22 protein-coding genes are annotated in these 26,937 nt (G+C 48.7%); 6 read left to right on the forward strand and 16 right to left on the reverse strand.

What is annotated here, in order from left to right; genetic code table 11:
• Positions 1 to 336: 336 nt before the first annotated feature.
• From lysS to DW720_RS09730, 13 genes are all read right to left on the reverse strand, one after another.
• Positions 337 to 2,274 (reverse strand): lysine--tRNA ligase, encoded by a 1,938-nt coding sequence (gene lysS / locus DW720_RS09670; RefSeq protein ID WP_118743182.1) that lies wholly within the window; start codon positions 2,272 to 2,274, stop codon positions 337 to 339.
• Positions 2,275 to 2,298: 24 nt separating this feature from the next.
• Positions 2,299 to 2,781, reverse strand: coding sequence for a transcription elongation factor GreA (gene greA, locus DW720_RS09675; RefSeq protein ID WP_107001044.1), 483 nt, complete (start codon positions 2,779 to 2,781; stop codon positions 2,299 to 2,301).
• A 219-nt stretch (positions 2,782 to 3,000) separates the two neighbouring features.
• Entirely contained in the window at positions 3,001 to 3,954 is a 954-nt protein-coding gene (gene dusB / locus DW720_RS09680; protein ID WP_117795850.1) for a tRNA dihydrouridine synthase DusB, read from the reverse strand.
• Positions 3,955 to 3,961: 7 nt separating this feature from the next.
• Complete coding sequence (locus DW720_RS09685; RefSeq protein WP_022359305.1) at positions 3,962 to 4,360, reverse strand: DUF6145 family protein; 399 nt, start codon at positions 4,358 to 4,360, stop codon at positions 3,962 to 3,964.
• Between the two features lie 143 nt (positions 4,361 to 4,503).
• Positions 4,504 to 5,478 (reverse strand): 6-phosphofructokinase, encoded by a 975-nt coding sequence (gene pfkA, locus DW720_RS09690; RefSeq protein ID WP_022359304.1) that lies wholly within the window; start codon positions 5,476 to 5,478, stop codon positions 4,504 to 4,506.
• 267 nt (positions 5,479 to 5,745) lie between these two features.
• Entirely contained in the window at positions 5,746 to 9,222 is a 3,477-nt protein-coding gene (locus DW720_RS09695) for a DNA polymerase III subunit alpha (protein ID WP_118743176.1), read from the reverse strand.
• Between the two features lie 132 nt (positions 9,223 to 9,354).
• Complete coding sequence (locus tag DW720_RS09700; RefSeq protein ID WP_107001048.1) at positions 9,355 to 9,609, reverse strand: HPr family phosphocarrier protein; 255 nt, start codon at positions 9,607 to 9,609, stop codon at positions 9,355 to 9,357.
• A 113-nt stretch (positions 9,610 to 9,722) separates the two neighbouring features.
• Positions 9,723 to 10,679, reverse strand: coding sequence for a DNA-binding protein WhiA (gene whiA / locus DW720_RS09705; RefSeq protein WP_022359301.1), 957 nt, complete (start codon positions 10,677 to 10,679; stop codon positions 9,723 to 9,725).
• 16 nt (positions 10,680 to 10,695) lie between these two features.
• Positions 10,696 to 11,571 carry an RNase adapter RapZ gene (rapZ, locus tag DW720_RS09710; RefSeq protein WP_022359300.1) on the reverse strand — a complete coding sequence of 292 codons (876 nt, stop codon included), beginning with the start codon at positions 11,569 to 11,571 and terminating at the stop codon, positions 10,696 to 10,698.
• Between the two features lie 40 nt (positions 11,572 to 11,611).
• A complete protein-coding gene (gene murB, locus DW720_RS09715; protein WP_118522556.1) occupies positions 11,612 to 12,526 on the reverse strand; it encodes a UDP-N-acetylmuramate dehydrogenase in 915 nt (304 codons plus the stop codon).
• Positions 12,527 to 12,622: 96 nt separating this feature from the next.
• A complete protein-coding gene (hprK, locus tag DW720_RS09720; RefSeq protein ID WP_022359298.1) occupies positions 12,623 to 13,549 on the reverse strand; it encodes an HPr(Ser) kinase/phosphatase in 927 nt (308 codons plus the stop codon).
• A 40-nt stretch (positions 13,550 to 13,589) separates the two neighbouring features.
• Positions 13,590 to 15,467 (reverse strand): excinuclease ABC subunit UvrC, encoded by a 1,878-nt coding sequence (gene uvrC / locus DW720_RS09725; protein ID WP_118467289.1) that lies wholly within the window; start codon positions 15,465 to 15,467, stop codon positions 13,590 to 13,592.
• Between the two features lie 112 nt (positions 15,468 to 15,579).
• Entirely contained in the window at positions 15,580 to 16,173 is a 594-nt protein-coding gene (locus DW720_RS09730; RefSeq protein ID WP_022359296.1) for a DUF1653 domain-containing protein, read from the reverse strand.
• 669 nt (positions 16,174 to 16,842) lie between these two features.
• Here DW720_RS09730 and DW720_RS09740 point away from each other — a divergent pair.
• Complete coding sequence (locus tag DW720_RS09740; RefSeq protein ID WP_022359314.1) at positions 16,843 to 18,321, forward strand: DUF1846 domain-containing protein; 1,479 nt, start codon at positions 16,843 to 16,845, stop codon at positions 18,319 to 18,321.
• A gap of 138 nt (positions 18,322 to 18,459) precedes the next feature.
• Here DW720_RS09740 and ftsH read toward each other — a convergent pair whose 3' ends face one another.
• The 3 genes from ftsH to DW720_RS09755 form a co-directional block, all read right to left on the reverse strand.
• Positions 18,460 to 20,592 (reverse strand): ATP-dependent zinc metalloprotease FtsH, encoded by a 2,133-nt coding sequence (gene ftsH / locus DW720_RS09745; protein WP_118743174.1) that lies wholly within the window; start codon positions 20,590 to 20,592, stop codon positions 18,460 to 18,462.
• Between the two features lie 647 nt (positions 20,593 to 21,239).
• Positions 21,240 to 22,535, reverse strand: a complete 1,296-nt coding sequence (locus tag DW720_RS09750) for a tyrosine-type recombinase/integrase (protein ID WP_009321335.1) — start codon at positions 22,533 to 22,535, stop codon at positions 21,240 to 21,242.
• A 160-nt stretch (positions 22,536 to 22,695) separates the two neighbouring features.
• Complete coding sequence (locus DW720_RS09755; RefSeq protein WP_009243739.1) at positions 22,696 to 23,325, reverse strand: helix-turn-helix transcriptional regulator; 630 nt, start codon at positions 23,323 to 23,325, stop codon at positions 22,696 to 22,698.
• Positions 23,326 to 23,500: 175 nt separating this feature from the next.
• Here DW720_RS09755 and DW720_RS09760 point away from each other — a divergent pair, with 175 nt between their 5' ends.
• From DW720_RS09760 to DW720_RS09780, 5 genes are all read left to right on the forward strand, one after another.
• Positions 23,501 to 23,731: a helix-turn-helix domain-containing protein gene (locus tag DW720_RS09760; protein ID WP_002578307.1), complete on the forward strand. Its 231-nt coding sequence runs from the start codon at positions 23,501 to 23,503 to the stop codon at positions 23,729 to 23,731.
• A gap of 144 nt (positions 23,732 to 23,875) precedes the next feature.
• A complete protein-coding gene (locus tag DW720_RS09765) occupies positions 23,876 to 24,190 on the forward strand; it encodes a DUF3847 domain-containing protein (RefSeq protein ID WP_002578306.1) in 315 nt (104 codons plus the stop codon).
• Positions 24,190 to 24,543, forward strand: a complete 354-nt coding sequence (locus tag DW720_RS16215) for a hypothetical protein (RefSeq protein WP_058692446.1) — start codon at positions 24,190 to 24,192, stop codon at positions 24,541 to 24,543. The genes DW720_RS09765 and DW720_RS16215 overlap by 1 nt, the downstream gene beginning before the upstream one ends.
• Positions 24,519 to 26,240: a MobA/MobL family protein gene (locus DW720_RS09775; RefSeq protein WP_109214826.1), complete on the forward strand. Its 1,722-nt coding sequence runs from the start codon at positions 24,519 to 24,521 to the stop codon at positions 26,238 to 26,240. Before DW720_RS16215 ends, DW720_RS09775 begins: the two co-directional genes overlap by 25 nt.
• Positions 26,224 to 26,928 carry a DUF6040 family protein gene (locus DW720_RS09780; RefSeq protein ID WP_021369328.1) on the forward strand — a complete coding sequence of 235 codons (705 nt, stop codon included), beginning with the start codon at positions 26,224 to 26,226 and terminating at the stop codon, positions 26,926 to 26,928. The genes DW720_RS09775 and DW720_RS09780 overlap by 17 nt, the downstream gene beginning before the upstream one ends.
• The last annotated feature ends 9 nt before the right edge of the window (positions 26,929 to 26,937 follow it).

Below are 26,937 nucleotides of genomic sequence, written 5' to 3' on the forward strand. Positions count from 1 at the left end.
TTTCTGGCACTTCCATTAATGATTACAATTTTCATGCGTGTATCCTCCAACTTCCGATTTGTATTTCTGTTTGTTTTAAAAATGGGCAACTCCGATTGGAATTGCCCACTCATTGCACTAATTATGCGATTTTTTCTTGCTTGCACCGATTTCTGCATCAATTGATGTAAGTTTGATGTAAATCGTTGTTTTTTTAGTTTTTTATCAAATGAAGTACGTCCCGTCTATTCGGTAAAACGGTACATCTTTACATCACGTCGACTGGCGTCTCCGTGCGTTTTTCGCCTTATGTCGGTGTTCGCAAGCGCACACCGCCGCAAGGCTCAGTTTCTCATCTTAATAGAGCTTTGCACCTGCTGGAATGTGGTTATCAACCATCAGAAGATGAAGCTTTTCTTCGCCTTCTTCTTCATGAATAGCACTGAGGAGCATACCGCAAGAGTCAATGCCCATCATAGCTCTCGGTGGAAGATTTGTGATAGCAATAAGAGTCTTTCCAACCAGTTCTTCCGGCTCATAAAAGCTATGAATACCGCTTAAAATGGTTCTGTCTGTGCCTGTTCCGTCATCAAGAGTAAACTGTAACAGCTTCTTTGACTTCGGTACTGCAACGCACTCTTTAACCTTTACTGCACGGAAATCTGACTTGCTGAATGTATCAAAATCAACCATTTCTTCAAACAATGGCTCGACTTTTACCTTAGAAAAATCAATCTTTTCAACCGGTTTTTCAGCCTCTGCCGAAGCTGCTTCGGAAGTCTTGGAAGCTTTCTTATCAGCGTCCAGTGACTTCATCGTCGGGAACAGCAGTACGTCACGGATTGCCTGGGAATCGGTCAGCAGCATAACCAGACGGTCGATACCGTATCCGATACCACCTGTCGGCGGCATACCGATCTCCAGTGCATTCAGGAAGTCTTCATCCGTATGATTTGCTTCCTCATCGCCAGCAGCAAACGCCTCTTCCTGTGCTTTGAAACGTTCTCTCTGATCGATCGGATCATTTAACTCAGAGTATGCGTTACACATCTCGCGGCCGTAGATATACATCTCGAAGCGCTCAACCAGCTCCGGATTGGACGGTTTTCTTTTGGTCAGCGGAGATACCTCAACCGGGTGATCCATAACGAAGGTCGGCTGAATCATCTTCTCCTCGCAGAACTCCTCGAAGAACAGGTTGATGATATCACCCTTCTTATGGCGCTCCTCAAATACAACATTGTGCTCTCTTGCGATTGCCTTTGCTTCCTCGTCAGTTTTAACAGTGTTGAAATCAACGCCGGAGTATTTCTTAACTGCATCGATCATGGTGATGCGCTCGAACGGCTTGGACATATCAATCACAGTGCCGTTATAGCTGATGACAGAGCTTCCGCAGACTTTCTCAGCCAGGTAGCGGAACATACTCTCGGTCAGTTCCATCATGCCCTCATAGTCGGTGTATGCCTGATACAGCTCCATCAGGGTAAATTCCGGGTTGTGACGGGTATCAACGCCCTCGTTACGGAATACACGGCCGATCTCGTAAACACGCTCTAAGCCGCCTACGATCAGTCTCTTTAAGTAGAGTTCCAGAGAAATACGCAGTTTTACATCTTCATCCAGAGCATTATAATGGGTCTCAAACGGACGGGCAGCCGCACCGCCGGCATTAGCTACCAGCATCGGGGTCTCCACTTCCATAAATCCGCGTCCATCCAGGAAATTGCGGATCTCCTTGAGGATCTGAGAACGTTTTACAAAGGTGTCTTTTACTTCCGGATTCATGATGAGATCCACATATCTCTGACGATAACGGATATCCGTGTTGGTCAGTCCGTGAAATTTCTCCGGCAGAATCTGCAGACTCTTGGACAGCAGTACGATGGACTCTGCGTGAACGGAGATCTCACCCATCTTGGTGCGGAATACGGTACCCTTGATTCCGACAATATCACCGATATCCATCTTCTTGAAATCTTTATAAGCCTCTTCGCCTACGCTGTCTCTGGCAACATAAGACTGGATATTGCCCTTTAAATCCTGCACATTGCAGAAAGATGCCTTACCCATCACACGTTTGGACATCATACGTCCTGCGATCGTAACCTCTTTGCCATCCATCTGCTCAAAGTTATCCTTGATCTCGCTGCTGTGTGCAGTTACATCAAATTTTGTAATCTGGAACGGATCCTTTCCGTTGTCCTGAAGGTCTTTCAGTTTCTCGCGGCGCACCTTTAATAACTGATTTAAGTCCTTCTCTTCGTTCTTATTCTGCTGATTCTGCTCTGCCACTTTCTCTTTCACTCCTTCGTCTCTTTATGATACTCGCTGGATGTCCAGGATCTTGTACTGGATAACGCCCGCCTGTGTCTCTACGTCTACGGTCTCGCCAGCTTTCTTGCCAAGCAGGGCACGACCAACCGGAGACTCGTTGGAGATCTTACCATCTAAGCTGTTTGCCTCGGTGGAACCTACGATCTTAAATTCCATCTCTTCATCCTCTTCGACATCCAGTACCTTTACCTGGCATCCGATGCTGATCTTATCCAGATCGATCTCATCCTCAACAACAACCTCTGCGTTTTTCAACAGTTTCTCAAGGTCTACGATTCTTGCCTCGATGTCTCTCTGTTCATCTTTTGCTGCATCATACTCAGCGTTCTCAGACAGGTCGCCCTGCTCTCTCGCCTCTTTGATCTTCTGTGCGATCTCCTGGCGTTTATTTACTTTCAGATCATGAAGTTCATCTTCATACTTTTTCAATCCTGTGTAAGTTAAAATGTTCTTCTTTTCTGCCATGACAGCTATCCTTCCTTCTATCGATTCATCATTGAATCCCCTAATAATTGCATCGCACTATTATACATGATTCTTGGTGTAATGTCAAGAATCACAAAGTGCCATAATGGCTTTAAAAACAAGGGAAAATCCTACATTTTCGTGCTTTTTCTGTGCCTTCCGATTTCGTCCACCCATGTAACACAACCATCGTTTTGATTCCACACATTCATCCTTCTCTTAAATTCTCTCATCCACCAGCCGTTCCAGCTCCTCCAGCGTCTCCACCTGGTTTATATCATTGCGAAGCGCCGACGAATGTGGAAATCCTGCCGTATACCATGCCACATGCTTACGCATCTCCCGCATTGCGATCTCCTCGCCGCGAAATTCCGTCTGAAGCGTCCCATGGCGGACAATCATCCTCTTTACTTCCTCCGCAGTCGGCGGCGGCAGAAGTTCTCCGGTTTCCAGATAGTGGAGAATCCGTTTAAACAGCCATGGATTTCCTTTCGCGCCGCGCGCCACCATGATGCCGTCGCAGCCGGTTTCTTCCTTCATTCTCTTGGCATCTTCCGGTGTAAATACATCACCGTTTCCCCAGACCGGGATTGAAACCGCCTCTTTGACCTGACGGATAATGTCCCAGTCCGCCTTTCCGGAATAATACTGCTCTCTCGTCCGTCCATGCACGGCTACCGCCGCCACGCCGCAGCTCTCTGCCATCTTCGCAAACTCAACCGCATTGATATTCGAATCATTAAATCCCTTGCGGAATTTGACCGTAACCGGTTTATGAAGTTTCTTTACCATCGCCGTCAAAATCTGCTCTGCCAGCTTCGGATCCTTCATCAGTGCCGAACCTTCGCCGTTATTGACAATCTTTGGCACCGGACAACCCATGTTGACGTCGATGATGGCATACGGTCCTTCCTCCAGCTGCAGCGCCATCTCGCTCATGATCTCCGGATCTGAGCCAAACAGCTGCACCGCAACCGGCTCTTCTTCCGGCCGCGTCTCTAATAACGGCTTTGTATTGCGGTTCTTATAAAGAAGCGCCTTCGCGCTGACCATCTCCGTGTACATCAAACCACATCCCTGCTCCTTACAGAGCAGACGGAACGGCAGATCCGTCACACCTGCCATCGGCGCAAGGGCGATTGCATTTTTTAATTCTACGTTTCCAATCTTCATTTTATTTCTAATCTTCCTGATACCGTTCCATCTGCTCGTCGTCTAACAGTTCGTCCGCCGGGATTCCCAGCACCTTCACCTTATAATACAGCTCCAGCGATTCCAGCAGCTCACGCTTCTCCGCCTGATACTGCTTGATTTTAAGCGCGCTTCCGATCTCGTCAAAGAGGTAATCATTCTCCTCCGCCTCAACCTTAAACTGCAGTCTGCCATCCGGCATAAACTCCAGCAAAATAATACCGCCGATGTCCTCTGTGTACATGACACACATGATCTGCAATTCCTGCTTAATTGACTCCGGCAGCCCCGAAAACTGCTCATTCAGATAATATTTTTCCACATACGAATTCGCACCGCAGAGTACGGTGGAGTCCCCATCTGTATTGGGATTCTGCATTTCTGCCATTTTCTTGCACCTCCATCTGTTTCATTTTCCATTGCCCACAAACAGGGCTGACGCACGAACGGAGAGCAGGCTCTCCCTTTATCCCTGAGAAGCCTGTTCTCCGTTCATATGCCAGCCCATCTCACAAGCAGCCATCAAATTCCTTAACGAATCAGCAGCTTACTAATCTCATACTGATCTTCCGGAATATCCTTCTTCATATTCAGCGCCTCCTGAATATCAAAATCCAGAAACTCGCCGTGCTTATACGCTACCACGCGGTTGGTCTTTCCTTTTTCCAGCAGCTCCACCGCCTTGGCGCCCATGATGGACGCATAGACGCGGTCTTTACAGGTCGGCGCGCCGCCTCGCTGCATATAACCAAGGATCGTCGCACGTGTCTCGATGCCGGTTGCCGCCTCGATTCGCTTCGCCATCGACGCGGAATGTCCGATGCCCTCGGCATTAATGATAATATGATGTCTCTTGCCGCGTTTCCGGTTATCGATGATGCGGTTGATCAGCATCTGCTCATTGCCATCGTACCGCTCCGGAAGCAGAATATCCTCGGCGCCGTTAGCGATACCGCACCACAGGGCGATATATCCCGCGTGGCGTCCCATAACCTCGATGATACTGCAGCGCTCATGGGAGGTGGAAGTATCTCTTACCTTATCGATCGCCTCCATCGCCGTGTTGATCGCGGTATCAAACCCGATCGTATAATCGGTGCAGGCAATATCCAGATCGATCGTGCCCGGAAGACCTACCGTATTGATTCCCAGCGCGGATAACTTTCCGGCGCCGCGGTAGGAACCATCGCCGCCGATGACGACCAGACCGTCAATGTTGTGCTTGCGGCAGATTTCTGCGCCGCGCTTCTGACCTTCCTCGGTCATAAATTCCGGACAGCGGGCTGTGTATAAGATCGTACCGCCACGGCCAATCGTATCTGCCACGCTGGTTCCGTCCATGTCCACAATCTCTTCCTGCAAAAGTCCAGCGTAACCACGCATGATACCTTTTACCTTCATGCCCTTGTTGATCGCAGTCCGGACCACCGCACGGATCGCTGCATTCATACCCGGCGCATCGCCGCCGCTTGTCAGTACACCAATCGTTTTAACCTCTTTTGCCATCGCTTATTCCTCCGTCCTAAGGCTTTCCGCTTCACATCCCCAACCGTGAACCAGCCGTTTTATTTTCGAATCTTTTGACCCTTCTGATACCAAATTGTTCTGCACTGCGTGCTACCACAATTTTCAAACAATTTTATTGTAATTCATTTTATAGGTCATTTCAAGATTTTTTATGATATTTTTTTAACATGTCGCCAAAGCGTGTTACTGTTCACACATACGTGCCCAGTTACCAAAGCTTCCAATGTCCAATGCAACTTTTAACACTTATGAAGAAATCTTCCCCAGCGGCTTCTCCACCACCTTGACGTTCTTCTCGCCCAGCATCTCGCTGAGCGTCGTCACCAGCGCCTCGCCTGCCCGCACATTCCAGTTGCGCGGCAGAACCTTTTTCGCGCGCTCACGTCCCAGGTAAATGATCACGGTGTCATTTCCATCACTTGTTTTCAGGAGGTCGAGAAGTTCTTTCTCTCCCGCCAGATACGCGTCCTTGTCCGCATACTGAATCCACAGCTCGCGCGGCACCTGCGAAAATGGGATAATCTGCTCGCAGATCAGTTTTCCGACCGGCTCATCGCCGACCGATGCGCGTCCGCGGATAAAGACTTTTTCATCCTTTATCAGCATATCGCGCCGTTTTTCATAATCCTTCGGGAATACCAGCACTTCCACACTTCCCGCCAGATCTTCCACCGTCAGGAACGCCATCATTTTGTTATTCCGGGTCGTCTTAACCGTTTTCTCGGTGATCATTCCGCCGATCGTCACATACGCGCCGTCGTGAATCACCGCCGAACCGGTCTCCTCATCCACAACAAAATCGGAGCTCTTCGCCGTCACATTTTTCTCCCAGGTGCCGATATATTCCTCCAGCGGATGCCCGCTGACGTAGACGCCCAGCATTTCTTTCTCGTATGCCAGATATTCTTCCCTCGAATACTCTCCGACATTCGGAAATGTGATCTGAAAACTCTTCTTGTCCTCTTCCGCTGCAAAATCAAAGAGTGACATCTGCCCTTCCATCGTATTTTTCTTCTCTTTATTCTTCTGATCGACCATCGAACCGCAGACCATACATTTCTGCTTGCGGGTTCCCGGCAGCCCGTCCATCGCACCGGATTTGATAAAGCTTTCCAATGTGCGCTTATTGACCTCCCTGCCCGACATCCGGTCAATGAAATCTTCCAGCGATCGGAATTTTCCATGTTCGGTCCGCTCCCGCACAATCTCATCCACCACCGACTGACCGATACTCTTGATCGCCGATAAACCATAGCGGATCGCACCGTCCGAAACGGAGAAGCCGCCCTCGCCCTCATTGATATCCGGCGGCATGATCTTCATCCCCATCTGACGGCAGCTCATGATATATTCCGATACCTTCGAAACATTATCCTTGACCGAGGTCATCAGCGCCGCCATGAATTCGACCGGATGGTAATATTTCAGATATGCCGTCTGGTAGGAGACAACCGCATACGCCGCCGCGTGCGACTTGTTGAAGGCGTATTTCGCAAAATCGATCATCTCATCGTAAATATGGTTCGCCGTCTTCTCGTCGATCCCATTCGCAATACAGCCCTTTACGCCCTCTTGTGCATTGCCGTAGACGAAATTCTGGCGTTCTTTCTCCATGACTGCCGCTTTTTTCTTTGCCATCGCACGGCGCACCAGGTCGCTTCGTCCCCAGGTATAGCCAGCCAGATCGCGCACGATCTGCATAACCTGCTCCTGATAGACGATACAGCCATAGGTCGGCGCCAGAATCGGTTCTAACTGCGGGCACTCATAGACAATCGAAGCCTTGTCATTTTTGCCTTTCAGATAACGTGGAATGAAATCCATCGGACCCGGACGATACAGGGAAATACCGGCGATCAGATCCTCCAGGTTTTCCGGCTTTAACTCTTTCATGAATCCTTTCATGCCGGAACTCTCCAGCTGGAACACACCGTCATTTTTGCCGGTTCCAATCGAATCCAGCACCTTTTTATCGTTGTAATCGATCCTATCTATATCAAGCGGTTTTCCGGTCGTTTTCTCCACCAGGCGAACCGCATTCTGGATAACCGTCAGGGTTCTAAGACCCAGAAAATCCATTTTCAGAAGTCCCAGCTCTTCCAGCGTCGTCATCGTAAACTGGGTCGTGATCGAACCGTCAGATGCCCTGGACAACGGCACATACTCATCGACCGCCGCACGGCTGATGACAACCCCCGCCGCATGCATGGAGGTATGTCTCGGCAGCCCCTCCAGACGTTTACTCATGTCGATCAGATATTTGACCGAATCGTCCGACTCATACGCCTCACGCAGATCCGGACTGGCTTTGAGCGCCTTGTCTAGCGTCATGCCGAGATCACCCGGAATCATTTTTGCGATCGCATCACACTGTGCATACGGCATATCGAGCGCGCGCCCCACGTCGCGGACGACACCCTTTGCCGCCAGCGTACCGAAGGTAACAATCTGCACGACGCGGTCTTTTCCGTATTTCCGCACGACATAGTCGATCACCTCCTGACGCCGTTCGAAACAGAAATCGACGTCGATATCAGGCATGGAAACTCGTTCCGGATTCAGGAAACGCTCGAAAATCAGCTGATAGCGGATCGGGTCGATGTCCGTGATCTCCAGACTGTACGCGACGATACTGCCCGCCGCCGAACCACGTCCCGGACCGACCATGATACCGTTTGATTTTGCAAAATGGATAAAATCCCACACAATCAGGAAATAATCGACATATCCCATCGAATGGATAACGTCCAGCTCATACCTCAGGCGCTCCCGCAGCGTCCCATCGTCGTTCGGGTAGCGCTTGTGAAAGCCCTCCCCGCAGAGCTTCTGCAGATATTCCCAGGACGTATATCCGTCCGGGACATCATACTGCGGCAGCTTCGTCACGCCAAACTCGATCTCGACATTGCATCTCTCGGCGATCTTGTGCGTGTTGTCAAGTGCTTCCTGTGCATACGGAAACAGCGCACGCATCTCCTCCTCGGATTTGACATAGAACTGCCCGCCCTCATAGCGCATCCGGTTCTCGTCCGTGACTTTTTTGCCCGTCTGGATACAGAGCAAAATATCGTGCGATTCCACATCTTCTTTATAAATATAGTGGCAGTCGTTCGTCGCCACCAGCGGAATCTGCAGTTCCTGGCTCATCCGCATCAAGCCCTGGTTGACCGTCCGCTGCGCCGGGATGCCGTGATCCTGCAATTCCAGAAAGAAATTGTCCGGTCCAAAGATATCGCGGTATTTCTGCGCCGACTTGCACGCTTCCTCATACATGCCTCTCGACAAATACCTCGGGATCTCGCCCGCCAGACACGCGCTGAGTGCAATAATGCCTTCATGGTAGGTTCTCAGCACCTCGTCATCCACACGCGGTTTATAATAAAATCCCTCGACAAATCCCTTGGAGACGATCTTCATCAGATTCTGATAGCCGGTATTATTTTCCGCCAGCAGAATCATATGATAATAGCGATCCTCGCCGCTTCCCGCCTCCCGGTCAAAACGCGATCCGGGCGCCACATAGATCTCACAGCCGATGATCGGCTTGATCCCATTTTCCCTGGCTGCCCGGTAAAAATCGATCACGCCGTACATGACGCCGTGGTCAGTAATCGCCAGACTGTCCATCCCCAGCTCCTTCGCCCGGGCGGTCAGTTCTTTTATTTTACTCGATGCGTCAAGCAGACTGTACTCTGTATGCACATGCAGATGTGTAAATGCCACCTTTTTCCTCCCATTCAGATCTTTTAAGGGACTGCCGTTTCCCGCGAAACGACACCCCCTCATCTATCAAAGCTCTTGTTTAACTGTTGCGTCCCCTGTCTCTTTCCGAAAAACGGTCAGAAATCTGGATTTCTACTGATTGCTCAGATATTTCTCAATTCCCTCGATCGCACTCTCCTCGTCGCTGCCATCAGCCGTTACCTTTACGTGCGCGCCCTCTGCCAGTCCCAGCGTCATCATGCCCATGATGCTCTTTGCATTGACGCGTTTTTCTTCACTTTCCACATAGATGCTGCTCTCATACTGGCTTGCTACCTGCACCAGCATCGCCGCAGGACGTGCCTCCAGACCTGAACTCAAACCAATTCTGATTTCCTTACTTGTCATAATATCCTCCTCATCGAGCCCCGCTCGAAAAAAACGGCAAAATCCGCTGCCACTACTGTATCGCACGGAATTTTCCATCCAGGAAATTCCTGCCTGTGAACAATAACCTAACTTTACTCGCCCCGCTCTTCGCGGAGGCTTTCAGCTACTGCACTTATCTTTCTGAGCCTGTGATTGACTCCCGATTTTCCAACTGGATGGCTCAGATTCTCCCCCAATTCCTTCAAGGTTGCATCCGGCATCTCCAGACGAACCTGTGCTACCTCTGAAAGAAGCTCCGGCAAGTAATCCAGCCCGACCGTATCACGGATGTATGTGATATCCGCAAGCTGCTTGACTGCCGCCGAAACAGTCTTATTGATATTGGCAGTCTCGCAGTTGACCTGACGGTTGACGCTGTTTCGCATTTCTTTCAGGATCCGGATATTTTCCAGCTCCATCAATGCCACATGCGCTTCCATCAGCCCCAGAAGTTCCACAATCTGACTGCCTTCTTTTATATATACCACATAATACTTCTTTCTGACAACTATTTTCGCATCGATGTCGAATGTCAGAATCACATTCTGAAGCTGCACCGCCTTTTCAAGCGACGCGCATACGATCTCAAAATGATAAAATTTCTCCGGATCGCTTAAGGATCCGGCTGCCAGAAAAGCGCCCCGGATAAATGCCTTCTTGCAGCACGCATTCTGAATCACCAGATTCCGCACCACCGAAAGGTTTTCCCCGACATTTCCCTGCGCATCCACCATCTTGACCGCCTCCAGCACCCGGAGTGCATTTTCGTGATCGCGCACCAGAAGCGTATAAGAACGGCTCTTTTTTAAAAATGCATTGCGCCGGATCGAAATGTCCGCCTTAATATTAAATGTATTTTTCAATAATGTAAAGTATTTTCGTGCAACCGCTACGTTTTCCGTGTGGATCCGTATGCTGAAATGATCCTCTTCATCGATATGAATCTTGCCGCAAAGGCTCAAAATCGCCGCCAGCTCTGCAATCTGGCAGTGCCTCGCCTTGCTCAGCTGATGCGACAGCTCTTCCTTTACCCGGGCTGAAAATGACAAAGTTCTCTACCTCCGTTTACCCTTTTGTCCGGTTATCCATCTCTATGTCCCGATGTTCCAGTTTAAGCCCTATTTCCGAGTGCTCCTTGAGGCGCTCATAGAGCCGGTTCGCCACCGTAACTGAACGGTGCTTTCCACCGGTACATCCTACGGCTATGACAAGCTGATTCTTTCCTTCTTTTACATAGTACGGAAACAGGAAGTCAATCATGTCATAGAGTTTATCCAAAAATACATCTGCCGTCCCGCCGCGGCGCACAAAGTCCTGCACCGCCTTCTCATTGCCGGTATGGCTTCTTAAATTCTCATCATAATAAGGATTCGGCAGGAAACGAACATCAAACACCAGATCCGCATCCGACGGAATCCCATATTTAAAGCCAAAGCTTAAGATCGTCACAAAGAGGCTGGAAAAGCGCTCGCGCCCCATAAAAATACGTTCCAGTTCCGCCTTGAGCTCCCGCGTCAGAAGCGTGCTGGTGTCCAGAATATAGTCCGCCCGCTTTTTCAGGAAATCGAGTTTCAGGCGCTCTTTCGCAATACCGCGGTCCAGCCGCTCTTTTCCTGCCAGCGGATGGGAACGGCGCGTTTCCTTATATCGCTTGATCAGCACCTCATCGCTGGCATCCAGAAACAGGATCTCATACGGAAACTGGATGTTATTCCAATCATTCAGTGTTCCCTCCAGCTGTGCCAGCTCGTCGCCGCTGCGTACATCGATTCCCAACGCTGCACAGCTTACCTCCCCGCTGCTGCTCTGCACCAGCTCCGCAAATTTTCCTACCAGCGGGATCGGGAGATTGTCAACACAGTAAAATCCCATGTCCTCCAGCATTTTCAGTGCCGCCGTCTTTCCGGCTCCCGACATACCGGTTACGATCACAAGCCGCATATTGTTCCTCCCTTTTCCATACTCTATATATCTTAATATCTTAAAAGCCCAGCATCTTTACTTCCGTCTCCAGTTTCACCCCAAACTGCTCATACACGCGCTTCTGCACCGTCCCACACAGCCCCGCGATGTCCGAAGCCGTCGCATGGTCGCGGTTGATAACGAAACCACAGTGTTTCTCCGACACCTGTGCGCCGCCCTCCTGATAGCCGCGAAGTCCGGCATCTTCGATCAATTTTCCGGCGAAATAGCCCTCAGGGCGCTTAAAGGTGCTTCCGGCACTCGGATATTCCAGCGGCTGTTTTTCCCGCCGTTTGGCTGCCAGTTCATCCATCCGCACCCTGATCGCTTCCGGATCACCTTTCTCCAGACGGATCCGCGCCGATAAAACGATATATCCGCGCTCCGGGATGCAGCTGTGGCGGTAACCCAGATCCAGTTCTTCCGTTTTAAGCTCTTTTACCTCGCCGTCCGGCGTCATCACGCGCACAGATTCCAGCACATCCTTTAATTCTCCGCCGTAAGCGCCCGCATTCATGACCGCCGCGCCGCCCACGGTTCCAGGAATCCCGGCTGCAAACTCAAATCCGGTCATTCCATCTTTCTGCGCCTCCCTGGCGGCACGCGAAAGCAGCACACCGGCGCCCAGCTCGTAGACGCCCGGTTCGCCCTCCGGACGAACCACCTCTGTAAACTGGCTTCCCAGAAGGATCATCACGCCCGGATAGCCCGCATCACTGACAAGCAGATTGCTTCCATTTCCTAATATGTAATACGCTTTCTCTGCCTCCCGGCACGCCGCCAGCACTGCCGCCAGCTCTTTTTCGCCCTCCGGGGTCACAAAATAGCGGGCTGGTCCACCAGCCCGAAAGGTCGTATGTGCGCTCATCGGCTCCTGCTCCCGCACGGAAGCAGCGCCGATGGCATCACAAAGTTTCTGATAAAAATTAGACATATCTATTTTCCTTTATTCATTTCATAACGGCTCCATCCCTTGCAAGTCGGGATTTCCGCACTAAATCACACGAATCAGACTGCGTGAATCGTTCCATTAATCTCTTCTTGCCAAGTTCGCCTGTACCCGCTTGTACAGTTCTTTCGCCGCATTATATCCCATCTTCTTGGTACGATAGTTGACTGCCGCCGACTCTACGATGATTGCCAGGTTACGTCCCGGACGGATCGGAATTGAATGGCATACAATCTTGTTGCCAAGGAACTCGGTATACTGATCTTCCATGCCAAGGCGGTCATACTCCTTGTCCTTATCCCACTCTTCCAGCTTGATTACCATGTCAATCGACTGTGTATCCTTTACGCTCTCTACACCGAACAGCGTCTTGACATCGATAATGCCGATACCGCGAAGCTCGATGAAATGACGGGTAATATCCGGTGCCGAACCGATCAGGGTTTCATCGCTGACGCGGCGGATCTCGACCACATCATCGCTGACGAGACGGTGACCGCGCTTAATCAGTTCCAGCGCTGCCTCACTCTTGCCGATACCGCTCTCGCCCATAATCAGGACACCCTCGCCAAATACATCGACCAGTACGCCGTGAATGCTGATCATCGGCGCCATCTTGACGTTCAGCCAGCGGATGATCTCCGCCATCAGATCCGAAGTCGTCTTCTCCGATACCATGCACGGAACCCCATAATGGTTACACAGCTCCAGCACTTCCTCCTCCGGTGCCATGCCGCGGCTATATACCAGACATGGTATACCCGAAGACAGCAGTTTGTCAAACATTTCCCGGCGGCGCTGCGGAGTCAGGGTCGAGATGTACGCATTTTCCACATAACCGATGATCTGCACACGGTCCTTGTCAAAATGGTCGAAAAATCCAGTCAGCTGCAATGCCGGACGGTTCACATCCGCATGCACCAGCATAACATTGTCCGTCTCCAGCTCCGGCGTCATATTGCGAAGCCCCATCTTATCGATCAGTTCTGTTATCGTCACTCCACCCATACTTTTGTCTCCTTTTATTTTTACTATTGTCTACATCCTATCACATCTTCCCCTGCTTGTCATCACGGAAAAATATATAGACTGCCTCGGCAGCTGCCCGGTTCATCTGTGGCGCAGCTTCCAGCTCCTCCACGCTCGCCTCCCGGACTGCTTCGATCGTCTTGAACGTCCGCATCAGAGACTTACGGCGCGCTGGTCCGATACCCTTGATATCATCCAGCACGGAGCGCACCTGCTCCTTGCCCCGGAGACTCCGGTGGTACTCGATCGCAAACCGGTGCGCCTCGTCCTGAATCCGGGTGATCAGCTGAAATCCTTCCGAATGGCGATCGATTGGAATTTCCACATTCTGATAATACAATCCCCTCGTCCGGTGGTTATCATCCTTTACCATGCCACAGACCGGGATTTCCAGCTGAAGCTCTCTTAATACCTCCAGCGCGATATTAACCTGTCCGCGTCCGCCATCCATCATCAGCAGATCTGGAAAACGCGTAAAACTTCCCATCGCCAGATCGCCGCCCTCGGCTTGCAGTTTCTTCGTCTCCTCCAGGCCATGGGAAAACCGCCGCAGCAGCACCTCGCGCATTGAAGCGTAATCGTTCGGTCCCTGCACCGTCCGGATGCGAAATTTGCGGTAATCATTGCGTTTCGGACGTCCATTTTCGTAGACAATCATCGAACCGACCGACTCAAAACCGCTGATATTGGAAATATCGTAGGCTTCTACCCGCTTGATTCCCGAAAGTCCGATCCACGATCCAATCTGGTTCATCGCCCCGATCGTCCGAAGTTCCTCGCGCTTGATCTTCTCCTTATCCTGGGAGAGCACCATCTTCGCATTCTTCTCCGCCAGCTCGACCAGCCGCTCTTTCTCGCCCATCTTTGGCACGACAAAGCGCACCTTCTGTCCCCGGCGCGCCGTCAGGAAGCTGGCGATAACCTCCGCGTCCTCTAACTCCTCCTGCACCCAGATCTCATGCGGCACAAACGGCGTTCCCGCGTAAAACTGTTTGACGAAGCTGTTTAAAATTTCTGCCTTGCTCTCCGAGCCGGTCAGATTCATATGGAAATGTTCCCGCCCAATAAGCTTGCCATCGCGCACGAAAAACACCTGCACAACCGCATCGCGCTCATCCTTCGCCATCGCGATAATATCCCGATCTTCCATGCTCTGGCTCGTAATCTTCTGCTTCTGCGCCACCTTTCTGACACTTTCAAGCAGATCCCGGTACTCAATCGCCTTCTCAAACTCCATCGTCTCGGACGCCGTCCTCATCTTTTCTTCCAGATATTTCATGACCGGCTCATACTGTCCATTTAAAAAACCGACCGCCTGCTTCACCGATTTCTGATAATCTGCCTGTGAAATATACCCCTGACATGGCGCGTCGCACTGGTGAATATGGTAATAGAGGCACGGACGGTCCTTTCCCATATCCTGCGGCAGCTTCCGGCTGCACGCCCGGATCCGGTATATCTTCCGAATCAGCTCGATTGTGTCTTTGACTGCTCCCGCGCTCGTAAAAGGACCAAAATACTTATTTTTATCCTTTTTCATCTGGCGTGAAAACAAGATCCGCGGGTACTCCTCCGAAGCCGTCACCTTGATGTACGGGTACGTCTTGTCATCCTTGAGCATCGTATTGTAGCGTGGGCGGTGCTCTTTGATCAGGTTGCACTCCAGCACCAGCGCTTCCAGCTCCGAATCCGTCACGATATACTCAAAACGTGCTATCTTCGAGACCATCTGCTTGATCTTCGCCGTCTTATCCCGGCTGCTCTGGAAATATTGACGGACTCGGTTTTTCAGGCTGATCGCCTTGCCGACATAGATGATCGCGTCCTTCGCATCGTGCATAATATAAACACCCGGCTGCCCCGGCAGTTTTTTCAGTTCTTCTTCTATTTGAAACATCTCAAACCATCCTGTTTTGTAATCTGCTGCCACCACGTTTTCTTACGGCACTTTCGGTTCCAAAAGTGCCTACCCGTGAACAGTTACCCAGACTCTTCTGCCAGACAGCCGCTCACTTTCCATACCGCAGGCGCGGTGCATCGTACCTCTGCTGCATCCGGATGCACTGACGGATCGCGTCCAGCTCTTCCTCCACGCTTCCACCGACCGGATTCATATCCAGACAGAAGCAGAGACTGTCGAGATCCCGCTTGTCCACCTTGCCGCTCATTCTCTGGAGCACTTCCAGCCTGCCCTCGGTCGTTTCCTGATCCAGAAATTCTGCCACAAGCGGATGCAGCTCCGGTTCCTCCTGCGGTATGTCCCAGGAATGAGTGGCTGCGTCAGACATTTTCGAACGGCGAACACCTTCATTTACGACATGAGTCGTTCTGGTTGTCCTTATTTCCTGCTGTTTCGAATTTTCCCACGGACCCGCCGCAATCCGCTCAAACCGGTATCTCTGCGCCGCCTCCGGATATTTTACCCGATCTACCTCTTCCATAAACATAGAAAGCGGTCTAACCCAGACGCCATATTCTCCATAGAGCGCCTGATAGACAACCATCTTTTCCCCCGTTTCCGAGTGGGTCGCCACCGCCAGAATCTGATATTCTTTATTTTTAAAATGCCGGTACCGCTCGCCCGGCTTTGGAATTTCCCGCATGAATGCTGATACCTCCTTAAAACATCTCGCTAAGTGTTCACATTATATCACGATTCGCCGTTCGCCTTAAATCTGCAAGCAGCTTTCTGGCTCACTTGCGCTCATTATATCATAAGAACGTATTCTCACCCGTCCACTCACGAACCCGCGCTATCGCGCTCCACCGCCCTGCTTCGCATGGCTGTTCGTTCGTTAATGCCGCAAGAAAAGAATATGTCTGCTTCGCAGCCGCATTCTTTTCTTCTGCGCTCATTATATCACATTTTGTATGCCCTTTTCTGTTTTTTATCAATTTACATCCAGATTTTCTCCATCCCCATCGCCTGTACACAAAAATTTTCGCCAGAAAATATTACATTTCCGAAAACCAAATCCGTCATTTTTCCGATTTTAAAATTTTTTTATTTTTCCTCTACTCAAATAGACTTTTTTGTAGGATAATAGTACTAATTGTGATTCTTTGCGGTCTGCTGTGCTGCGTTCATTTCACACAAAGAGCATCGACATAAACAACTGCGAATGGCAGTCTGTGCCGGACATGGACTGTGACCTGGCGGCGCAATCATCCATACAAACATATGATTTTCATCCCACCAGATGGAAACCGGCATCTGCCCCCACCGCGATACCGGTATTCTGTGCGGGACGAAACTAAGAACGGAGGATTAGATGAAAATCGGTTTTGACAACAACAAATACCTGAAAATGCAGTCGGAACATATCCGTGAGCGTATCAACCAGTTCGGTGATAAGCTCTACCTCGAATTTGGCGGAAAACTGTTCGATGACTACCACGCATCCCGGGTTCTTCCGGGCTTTGCACCTGACAGCAAGCTGCGGATGCTTCTGCAGTTAGCGGATCAGGCGGAGATCGTCATCGTCATCAGTGCTGCGGATATCGAGAAAAACAAAGTACGTTCCGACCTCGGCATTACTTACGACGTAGACGTACTCCGTCTGATTCAATCCTTTACCGACAAGGGACTCTATGTTGGAAGCGTTGTAATCACCCACTATTCCGGGCAGAACACTGCGGATGTCTTCAAACACAAGCTCGAATCCATGGGCATCAAGGTTTACCGCCACTACACCATCGACGGTTATCCGGGCAATGTTCCGCTGATCGTCAGCGATGAAGGTTATGGTAAAAATGATTACATTGAAACCAAACGTCCACTCGTTGTTGTCACCGCGCCGGGACCGGGAAGCGGAAAAATGGCAACCTGCCTTTCCCAGCTCTACCACGAGAACAAACGCGGCGTCAAGGCTGGATATGCCAAATTTGAGACCTTCCCGATCTGGAATATCCCGTTAAAGCACCCGGTCAACCTGGCATACGAGGCAGCGACCGCTGACTTAAACGATGTCAACATGATCGATCCGTTCCATCTGGAGGCTTATGGTGTGACAACGGTCAACTACAACCGTGACATCGAGATTTTCCCGGTTCTGAGCGCTATTTTCGAGGGAATCTACGGCGAGAACCCGTACAAATCCCCGACTGATATGGGCGTCAATATGGCAGGAAACTGCATCATTGACGACGAAGCCTGCTGCGAGGCATCCCGTCAGGAAATCCTGCGCCGCTACTATCAGGCATTAAACCGCGTTGTCAAAGAGGATGTCGGCAAAGAGGAAGTTTATAAGATCGAACTTCTGATGAAGCAGGCAAAACTGACCACCGATATGCGCAAGGTTGTTCCGGCTGCCCTGAAACGCGCCGAAGAAACCGGTGCTCCGGCTGCTGCCATCGAACTTCCGGACGGAACCATCGCCACCGGAAAGACAACCAACCTGCTCGGCGCTTCCGCTGCCCTGCTTCTGAATGCTGTCAAGGTACTTGGCAATATTCCGCACGATGAGCACCTGATCTCCCCGATCGCGATCGAGCCGATCCAGAAGCTGAAAGTCGAGTACCTCGGAAGCCGCAACCCGCGTCTCCACACCGATGAAGTTCTGATCGCGCTGTCCATGTGCGCCGCTACCAACAAACACGCACAGATCGCCCTGGAACAGCTCGAAAAACTGCGCGGCTGCCAGGTTCACACCTCCGTCATGCTGTCGGAGGTTGATATCAAGACCTTCAAACGTCTCGGCATCGAACTGACCTCCGAGCCGGTATATGAGCACAACCGCCTGTACCAGTAATTGATATAATCCTATATAAATAACGGCTGTATCTCAGCAAAACAGAACTCATAGATTTTTCAATATATGGATTCACATTGCTGAAATACAGCCGTTCTATTTATTGTATAAATATTTCTTTTATGCTATACATCACTTTTATTTCCGGTCGAACGAGCTTCCACCGCGCATCTCATCCTCATTTGGACTCTCTGCTGCTACAGCTTCTGCCGATTCCGGTGTTTCGTCCGCCGGTGCTTCATCCGCCGGTTTTCCTTCCAGCTTCTGCTGGTTCTGTGAGTTTTCCGCGTTCGTTTCTTCCGCAGTCTTTATCGGCTGAACCTCATCGCCTGTCTTCGCAGCCTCCGGCATCTCAATCCGGCTCTCGCCTTCCTGTTTCTTTTCCTCCAGCTCCGGGATTCCCTTTACCTCATGGAAAATCTTCATGAATTCTTTACCGGTGATCGTCTCTTTCTCAATCAGGAACGCCGCAATCTTATCAAGCGCCTCGCGGTTTTCACTCAGCAGGCGTTTCGCCTCCTCATAAGAAACCTTCAAAATATGCATGACTTCCTTGTCAATCTCTGCCGCCGTCATATCACTGCAATTCAGGACAGTTCTCCCGTTCAGGTACTGATTTTCCTGGCTTTCCAGACCCATCAGACCGAACTTCTTGGACATACCGTACTGGGTTACCATCGCACGCGCGATCCGGGTTGCTTTTTCAATATCATTTGACGCACCTGTCGTTACCGTATCAAAAACGATCTCCTCAGCCGCACGTCCGCCTAAAAATCCGACCAGCATCGCGCGGATTTCCTTCTCGGTATTTAAGTACTTCTCTTCCTCAGGCACCTGCATGACATAGCCAAGCGCACCCATGGTACGCGGCACAATCGTGATCTTCTGTACCGGCTCCGAGTCCTTCTGCAGGGCGCTGACCAGCGCATGACCCACCTCATGATACGAAACAATCTGGCGCTCTTCCTGGCTCAGGATGCGGTCTTTCTTCTCTTTGCCAACCAGAACCAGCTCAACTGCCTCAAATAAATCCTTCTGGGAAACGGCTTTCCTGCCATTCTTAACGGCTGTGATCGCCGCCTCGTTCATCATATTGGCAAGATCCGCACCTACAGCGCCAGATGTCGCCAGCGCGATCTCCTCGAAATCAACCGTCTCATCCAGTTTTACATCCTTGGAATGTACCTTTAAAATCTGCACACGCCCCTTTAAATCCGGCTTATCCACGATAATTCGGCGGTCAAAACGTCCCGGACGAAGCAGCGCCGGATCCAGAATCTCCGGGCGGTTCGTCGCCGCCATGACTAAAAGACCCTTGGAGGAATCAAATCCATCCATCTCCGAAAGGAGCTGGTTTAACGTCTGCTCACGTTCATCGTTGCCGCCCAGACGGGAATCACGGCTTTTACCGATCGCATCCACCTCATCGATGAAAATGATACACGGAGCCGACTGCTGCGCCTGCTTGAACAGGTCACGCACACGGGATGCGCCGACGCCGACAAACATTTCCACAAAATCTGAACCGGACAGAGAGAAAAACGGAACCTTCGCCTCTCCAGCTACTGCCTTGGCAAGAAGTGTTTTACCGGTTCCTGGCGGTCCGACTAACAACGCACCCTTCGGCAGTTTCGCACCAATCTTCGTATATTTTCCCGGGTTATGCAGGAAATCAACAATCTCCGTCAGAGACTCCTTCGCCTCATCCTCGCCTGCCACATCCTTGAACGTAACGCCGGTCTCTTTCTGTACATATACTTTGGCATTGCTCTTGCCGACACCCATGATGCCGCCTCCGCCGCCCATGCGCTTCATCATCATATTGAAAATGACGAACATCGCTGCAATCGGAAGCACCCACTCAAGCAGAAGCATGATAATACTGCCTGTCGCGTCCACTTCTGCCTGTTCATAGGTCGTAACACCAGCTTCATCCAGCTTCTTCTCCAAATCCGGATCGTTGATCGGAATCGTATAGTACTCCATTCCTACCAGATTTCCGTATTTGCCCTGGCTGCCGCCATATTTCTTCGAATCTTCCTTCGGCGTGATCTGAATCTTTCCATTGCCAATCACAACCGATTCTACCTCGTGATCCTTAAGCATCTGATTAAACTCGCTGTACGGCATCTTGTGCGTGCGGCTGCTCTGCCAGAGGTTGTGCATCATCGCCACGCAGAGAAGCGTAAACAGCATCGTCATGATCAGCACTGCATAATTCTGACCGCGGGGATTTTTTCCATTTTTATTCTGGTTTCCCTTATTATCCATACACTTTCTCCATTCTGTGTCACTGTACATCCGGAATCTGCCACATCAGGTTACTCAAAAGCTCCTCTAAATCTGCCGCATCTGCTTCTCATCCGGCTTCATGCCCGCTTTTCTTCCCCGTCAGCGCACAAATTTCTGCGTACTCTTATCCATTATAGTGGCAGATTGCCTATAAATCAAGAAGTGAAAATATTAAAAACTTGTGAACTCCTTATAAAATATAGGTGTTTTCTCTGCATATATGAAATGCCATCAAAATCATCCGCTGTGTATCTCTTCCCGATACAGTTACCTCGTCACAGTTATTCGAAAAATTGCTTTTTAAAAAGTCCCCATTTACATTTGTGTGTCTGATGTATCAACAGTATAATGATACATTTCACGAATTGCGTATGCAATTAGAAAATCAAGTAGTCCAAATTCCATAAAATGAAATTTTAGGGCAAATTACAGACATTGGCTTGGCTGTAGTATTTTTAAACAACGTGTGTTAGACTACTGTTATACAAATCGGGATTTGTGGAGAGATTTCCTGAACTTTCCTTATTTTACAGGCTTTTCAGCCCATTAAATAGTGAAATGATATGTATTTTCCCTTATTTTTGCCCTTATGCGGAATCCGCAAGGGAAATAAGGGAAATTTTTAGTTAAGCATTGCTCGCTACTTTATCAAGAAGTCTTGCGGAATCCCGTTTTGCTTTTCTTGTTGAGTGAGCGTAAATATTCATTGTGGTACTGACATCAGAGTGTCCTAACAGTTCCTGTACATCTTTCGGTGCAGCTCCATTGGAAAGCAGATTGCTGGTATAAGTGTGACGCAACTGGTGAAAATGGAAATCTTCAAATCCTTCCAGCTTCTTTGCCACTGATCTGCATACAATGCTGAGTGTACTCGGCAGTTCCAAAGAGCCATCTGGTCGCAGGCAGACAAAGGAGATTTCTTTGTAATCTGTCGGGACTTCCTGTGTTCCGTCAAGATGATAGTATTCATAATATACCCTGTTTTTCACATGCACTTCTTTGTAGTAATTGCGGTGATATAATTCGCCATACTGCATCCGGTTTTTGAGCTGTTCTTTTCTGGCAGCTTTCAGTATTTCAGTCAGCGTATCTCCAAAATCAACAATCCTTACTTTTTTCCGTTTCGTTGGTCCGATAATATTTTTGTGTTTCATGCCGTCGTAGCGGATACTGCGTTTTATGGTCAGGCATTGTTCCTCAAGGTTAATGTCCTGCCATGTAAGACCACAGGTTTCCCCGATACGGAGCCCGGCATAATACGCAATTTGAATCGGAAGAATAGCAGGTGGATTTTTCTTTTCCAGATATTGGATAAGCCGTTCATAATCCTCATGTGAAATCGGCTGTGTACCTTCTTCCACTTCATCATCGGAAAAGAGGTCAACTTCCTCTGCCTGCTTTTTCAGCTTAATATACTGCATCGGATTGAAACTGATTAACTGTTTTGGAAATACTGCAAAACGGAATGACTGCTGTAACACTGCGGAAAAAGAATGGATATAATCTTTGCTGTATCCCTTTTTTACTTTCCCGTCTGGAAACTCACCACCGAATGTAAGCAGATCAAGAAATGCCTGTAAATGTTCGGCAGTAACTGTTTTCAGTTTGCGGTCTGCAATCGGGTGTTTTTTGATACATCGGATTGCACCAAGATAATTTTCCACTGTACCGTTGCTGAGTGTCCCAGTTTTCAGTTCTTCTTCTGCCCACATATCCAGAAGTTCCCCTACGGTAAGATTATCTGCCTTTGCAACAAACTTCTTATCTTCGTAGTCTTCCAGTGCCTTGCGGAGAAGCTTTTCCGTCTCACTTTTACTTTCGGTTCCGGCGTATTCTTTCTGAACCATTTTACCGCTTGCATCTTCTACATAGAAACGATAGTACCATTTTTTTCCTTTTTTTCTAACAGATCCTTTTGCCATAATCGTATGTCTCCTTTCGATATCAGACAATCGGAACTGCTGAAATGCTTCTTGCGTGTAGGCATCTTATGGACAAGTCCATAAGCCAATTCGCCGCTCGTCAAATCTGTAAACAGCTTGACTCGCTTGCGCTCATTGTATCATAACTCCGATTATCTTACTATACCGATTCAGAATCGTCATACATAACTTCGGATAAAAGATTTGCAAGCCTTTGTTCTGCCGCTTCCGGTTTCTTTGAATAGAGCCTTACAACATCTGCCATATCATTAAATGCGTTGACAGTATGTGTGATCTCCCTGAGAAACATAATCTCATTATATTCATCTTTCGATTCAAATCCCATTACTTTGGCAATGTCCGCATCTTTGGTACTGCCTTTGTAATTTTTACAGGCGAACTGAAACGAATCCAGAAACAGTTCATATTGCTTTAACATTAACAGCAGTAAGTCTTTAGAAAAAGCGTCTTCTGTTTTATTGAGGTCAAGAGGAAACTGTTTGAGAATGTCGCCCATCGCATCACGAATCTGCAATTCTTTCTTATCCGTAATATCAGTTTCATATTCATCGGTTTCCCCTTTGAGCCATTCAATCGATACATGAAGTGCTTCCGAAAGACCTTCCAGTACCATCTTTTTGGTATTGTCAATCGAACCATTCTCATAACGCAGGATTGTGGAAGCGGTAACTCCCATCTTCTCTGCGACATAAGGCTGTGTCAGATTTAATTCCAGACGGCGCTGTTTTGCCCTGCTGCCAATCAGCTTGCGTAGTTCTTTATCTTTCATGCTGATGTGCCTCCTTTTTCGGTATGTCATTACTATACCACGCAACAAAATATATTGCAATATGCAATTTTAAGAAAAGCAGAAAAATTTCATAATGCTTGACAAAGCAATATAAACACGCTATACTGACAGCACAAATGAAATTGCATAATGCAATTCGAAAGGAGGTGGTCATATGACGCAAAGAAAGATTGCCTTATCTATTGAGGAAGCTGCTGATTATACGGGAATTGGCAGGAACACCCTGCGAAAGTTGGTAGAGTGGAAGAAACTTCCGGTATTGAAGGTTGGGAGAAAAGTCCTGATCAAAACGGATATGCTGGAACTTTTTATGGAAGCCAACGAGGGCAGGGACTTGAGGGATAAGGGAAATGTGAAAGCAGTCACAAGAAACGGTTCAACTTAAAAAAGCGGTTCCCGAAGAAACCGCCAAAGGTTCTATCAGACCGGAGTCATGATATACCTACACGCAAGCAGATTATACCATGTACTTCGTCTGACAGACAACAGGAAACTTATGTTTGGAAAAAAAGAAAGGACGATGATATTTATGGCAAGATCAACAAAGAGTTATGAGGAGCGTATGCTCCAGTTGGAAAAGAAAGAACAGGAAAGCCTTGAGAAAGCAAAACAGTATGCAGCACAGAAACGGGAACTGAAGAAACGTCAGAAAGATGTGGAAACCAAAAAACGGACACACAGGCTCTGCCAGATTGGCGGTGCAGTGGAATCGGTACTGGGTTCTGCGATTGAGGAAGATGATATCCCAAAGCTGATCGGCTTCTTAAAAAGGCAGGAAGCAAATGGGAAATTCTTCTCAAAGGCAATGCAGAAAGAGCCAGTTGCAAATACGGAGGAAGTGTAATGCCGGAGGGAGTGGAGTTTCCATTCCCTTCATTGCTTTTTTATGAAGGGCGCACTTATGGACAACCAGAGGTCGTCCGTATAAGTTTGCCACAGGTGGCAACCGGTCTGCGCTTACGCTTGCCGGGCTCGTTCCGTCGGCGGGGCTTTCAGCCAGACCTGCTCATGCCGCAGGAGGCACTCTTCGCCAGAGGGGCACATTCCATGCAGGCTGTTATGCACAGGGCACTCTTACGCAGAGGGTGCTCCGGCAGATACCATTTTCTTTTAGGAAAAACGTTACCTGCCGGAAATCAAAGCCGGATACGGCAGAATGGGGGAAACGGAGCATGGCGATTTTTCATTATACAGTAAAGATTGTTGGACGCAGCAAAGGAAAATCCATCATATCGGCGTCTGCTTATCTCAATGGCGATGTGATGAAAAATGAAGAAACAGGCAGGATCAGCTACTATACTTCAAAAAAAGAAGTCGTTTATACCAGCCTGCTGATGTGTGAAAATGCACCACAGGAATGGCAGAATGTACCTGCTGAAAATATCAGACGGTTCCAGAAATCTGTCCGATATAAAAGGGCAGATAACCAAAATGCTGCACTGGAAAAATTCAAACTTACTTTTCAGAAGCAGCGTTTATGGAATGAAGTCTTGAGGATAGAAAAAAGTTCAGATGCACAACTCGGCAGGTCATTTGAGTTCTCACTTCCGAAAGAATGGAGCCGACAGGAACAGATTGATTATACAACTGAATATATTCAAAAGACCTTTGTAGATAAGGGAATGTGTGCGGATTGGAGTATCCACGATAAAGGAGATGGTAATCCCCATGTGCATTTATTGGTGACGTTGCGACCATTCAATTCAGACCACTCATGGGGTAACAAAGAAATCAAGGATTGGGAGTTTGTCAGAGATGAAAATGGAAATATTGTGGTGGATGAATCCCATCCGGACTGGTGGCAGGATAAAAAGAACCCTGACCGTCATGGAATCCGAATCCCCGTACTTGATGAAAATGGAGTCCAGAAAGTCGGGACAAGGAACCGCAAACAGTGGAAACGTGTATTAACCGATGCTACCGGGTGGAACAATCCGAAAAATTGTGAGCTATGGCGGAGCGAATGGGCAAACGTCTGTAATGCACATTTGAAAACGGAAAATCACATTGACCATCGTTCTTATGCAAGGCAGGGAAAATTAGAGATACCGACGATCCATGAGGGCGCAGATGCCAGAAAAATTGACGAGAAATTTCAAAACGGACAGACATCCTCTACTTCATGGAAAGTAGAGGAAAACCAGATCATAAAAAGACAAAATGCACTGCTGGATAAAATACAGATTTCTTTTGGAAAAGTATCCAGTGCATTAACACAATGGAAGGAGCGATTGCGTGACATTAGAAGAAAGCCGGGAAGTCATTCCCATGATGGAGACAATGATAAACCAGATCGAGGAACAGCAGAATCTTATGGCAGAGATGGTACAGGAATTGCAGGAACGGGACAGGCAGCTCCTGTCTTTTCAGGAGCAGAACCAGAGTTTAAAAAGCTTAAACAGCGAATTATCCAGGCTGCTAAATCTTTTGCCAGATACAGAAGAACTGCTCTCACAGATCGAGCAACAGAAAACCAGAATCGAACAGTTGGAAAACGAGAATCAGCAATGGCAGGAATTAACGCAGAAGCTGAACAACGAGAACAGCTTATTGCAGAAACAGAACAGCGAATTGCTGACCTTAAACAGCAGATAGAGAAAGCGAGGGAGATCGATGAGCGAATGCAGAAACTTAGAGAACGTCGGGCAGGTGGAAGAACTTCTGCTGATGACCGAACAGATGCAGGACGAACTGGATCAGAAAGACCAGACAATCCAGGAACTAAACAGGCAGCTAAGCGAATCGCTGACCTTGAACGAGAAATTGAACAGCGAAAACAGAGCCGAGAATATCGAAGCATTGCGGACAAGATTAAGGCAAACAGAGGAACGATTGACCAGCGAGACAGACAGCAGGAAAAGAGCCGACGCAGAAGCCGTGGCATGGAAATTTAAGTATGAAAAAGCAGAGCAGGAAAAACTTTATGCACAGACACACCAAAAGACGGTAGAGGTAGCTGTTGAGAAAAAAGTGCCTTATGAGAAATGTGAAAAATGTGACCGTACTGCTTACCGGAAAGCAAAAGAAAAATGCGATAGCCGTAAAAGCCAGTTAGAAAAGAAATATAAAAATATGACGATTGGTTATGAAAGTATCTTGTTTCTACTGGCATGGTACAGCATAACAACAACACTGTTTACTGCGATTCTTTCGCCGGTTTTCCTTAACGACTGTATCGTCTTTTTCGGTGCGTTAGGAAAAGGAATGGGAAGTTTATTTCGGGAGTTTGTGACAGGTGCAGACTCTTTCGGACAGTTAAGCAGTGGAATACCTAACAGTATTCTTTCCGGGATTGTGTACTGGCTGATTGCCGGTACTGTCATGGCAATTTTATTCGTAATAACCGGGTGGCTGATAATCGGGATTGGTTATCAGGTAGGAAAAATCTACCGGAAATATTGTTGGGATATCATCAGTATCGTGGTAGCGATAACGAGTACAGCTGTTGTAATTTACTTTGGAGAATGGATTAAAAACGCTAATCCGATAAATCTTATTGTATTGCTATTACTGTCGCATATTATTTATATTGGAATCAGATGTTATGTGAAAGACTGGATGGAAGAACGAGGATATTATTAAAAGAGGACA

Source organism: Clostridium sp. AM27-28, from assembly GCF_003480955.1.
GTDB lineage: Bacteria > Bacillota > Clostridia > Lachnospirales > Lachnospiraceae > Otoolea > Otoolea fessa.

What these genes read in the sequence shown, in the direction of transcription:
- DW720_RS09730 (WP_022359296.1), bottom strand. Translation starts at nt 16,173, where the DNA reads ATGCGGGAAATTCCAAAGCCGGGCGAGCGGTACCGGCATTTTAAAAAT.
- hprK (WP_022359298.1), bottom strand. Translation starts at nt 13,549, where the DNA reads ATGGGTGGAGTGACGATAACAGAACTGATCGATAAGATGGGGCTTCGC.
- DW720_RS09755 (WP_009243739.1), bottom strand. Translation starts at nt 23,325, where the DNA reads ATGAAAGATAAAGAACTACGCAAGCTGATTGGCAGCAGGGCAAAACAG.
- uvrC (WP_118467289.1), bottom strand. Translation starts at nt 15,467, where the DNA reads ATGTTTCAAATAGAAGAAGAACTGAAAAAACTGCCGGGGCAGCCGGGT.
- greA (WP_107001044.1), bottom strand. Translation starts at nt 2,781, where the DNA reads ATGGCAGAAAAGAAGAACATTTTAACTTACACAGGATTGAAAAAGTAT.
- DW720_RS09685 (WP_022359305.1), bottom strand. Translation starts at nt 4,360, where the DNA reads ATGGCAGAAATGCAGAATCCCAATACAGATGGGGACTCCACCGTACTC.
- pfkA (WP_022359304.1), bottom strand. Translation starts at nt 5,478, where the DNA reads ATGGCAAAAGAGGTTAAAACGATTGGTGTACTGACAAGCGGCGGCGAT.
- ftsH (WP_118743174.1), bottom strand. Translation starts at nt 20,592, where the DNA reads ATGGATAATAAGGGAAACCAGAATAAAAATGGAAAAAATCCCCGCGGT.
- DW720_RS09700 (WP_107001048.1), bottom strand. Translation starts at nt 9,609, where the DNA reads ATGACAAGTAAGGAAATCAGAATTGGTTTGAGTTCAGGTCTGGAGGCA.
- DW720_RS16215 (WP_058692446.1), top strand. Translation starts at nt 24,190, where the DNA reads ATGCCGGAGGGAGTGGAGTTTCCATTCCCTTCATTGCTTTTTTATGAA.
- DW720_RS09760 (WP_002578307.1), top strand. Translation starts at nt 23,501, where the DNA reads ATGACGCAAAGAAAGATTGCCTTATCTATTGAGGAAGCTGCTGATTAT.
- murB (WP_118522556.1), bottom strand. Translation starts at nt 12,526, where the DNA reads ATGTCTAATTTTTATCAGAAACTTTGTGATGCCATCGGCGCTGCTTCC.
- DW720_RS09775 (WP_109214826.1), top strand. Translation starts at nt 24,519, where the DNA reads ATGGCGATTTTTCATTATACAGTAAAGATTGTTGGACGCAGCAAAGGA.
- dusB (WP_117795850.1), bottom strand. Translation starts at nt 3,954, where the DNA reads ATGAAGATTGGAAACGTAGAATTAAAAAATGCAATCGCCCTTGCGCCG.
- DW720_RS09740 (WP_022359314.1), top strand. Translation starts at nt 16,843, where the DNA reads ATGAAAATCGGTTTTGACAACAACAAATACCTGAAAATGCAGTCGGAA.
- DW720_RS09765 (WP_002578306.1), top strand. Translation starts at nt 23,876, where the DNA reads ATGGCAAGATCAACAAAGAGTTATGAGGAGCGTATGCTCCAGTTGGAA.
- DW720_RS09750 (WP_009321335.1), bottom strand. Translation starts at nt 22,535, where the DNA reads ATGGCAAAAGGATCTGTTAGAAAAAAAGGAAAAAAATGGTACTATCGT.
- rapZ (WP_022359300.1), bottom strand. Translation starts at nt 11,571, where the DNA reads ATGCGGCTTGTGATCGTAACCGGTATGTCGGGAGCCGGAAAGACGGCG.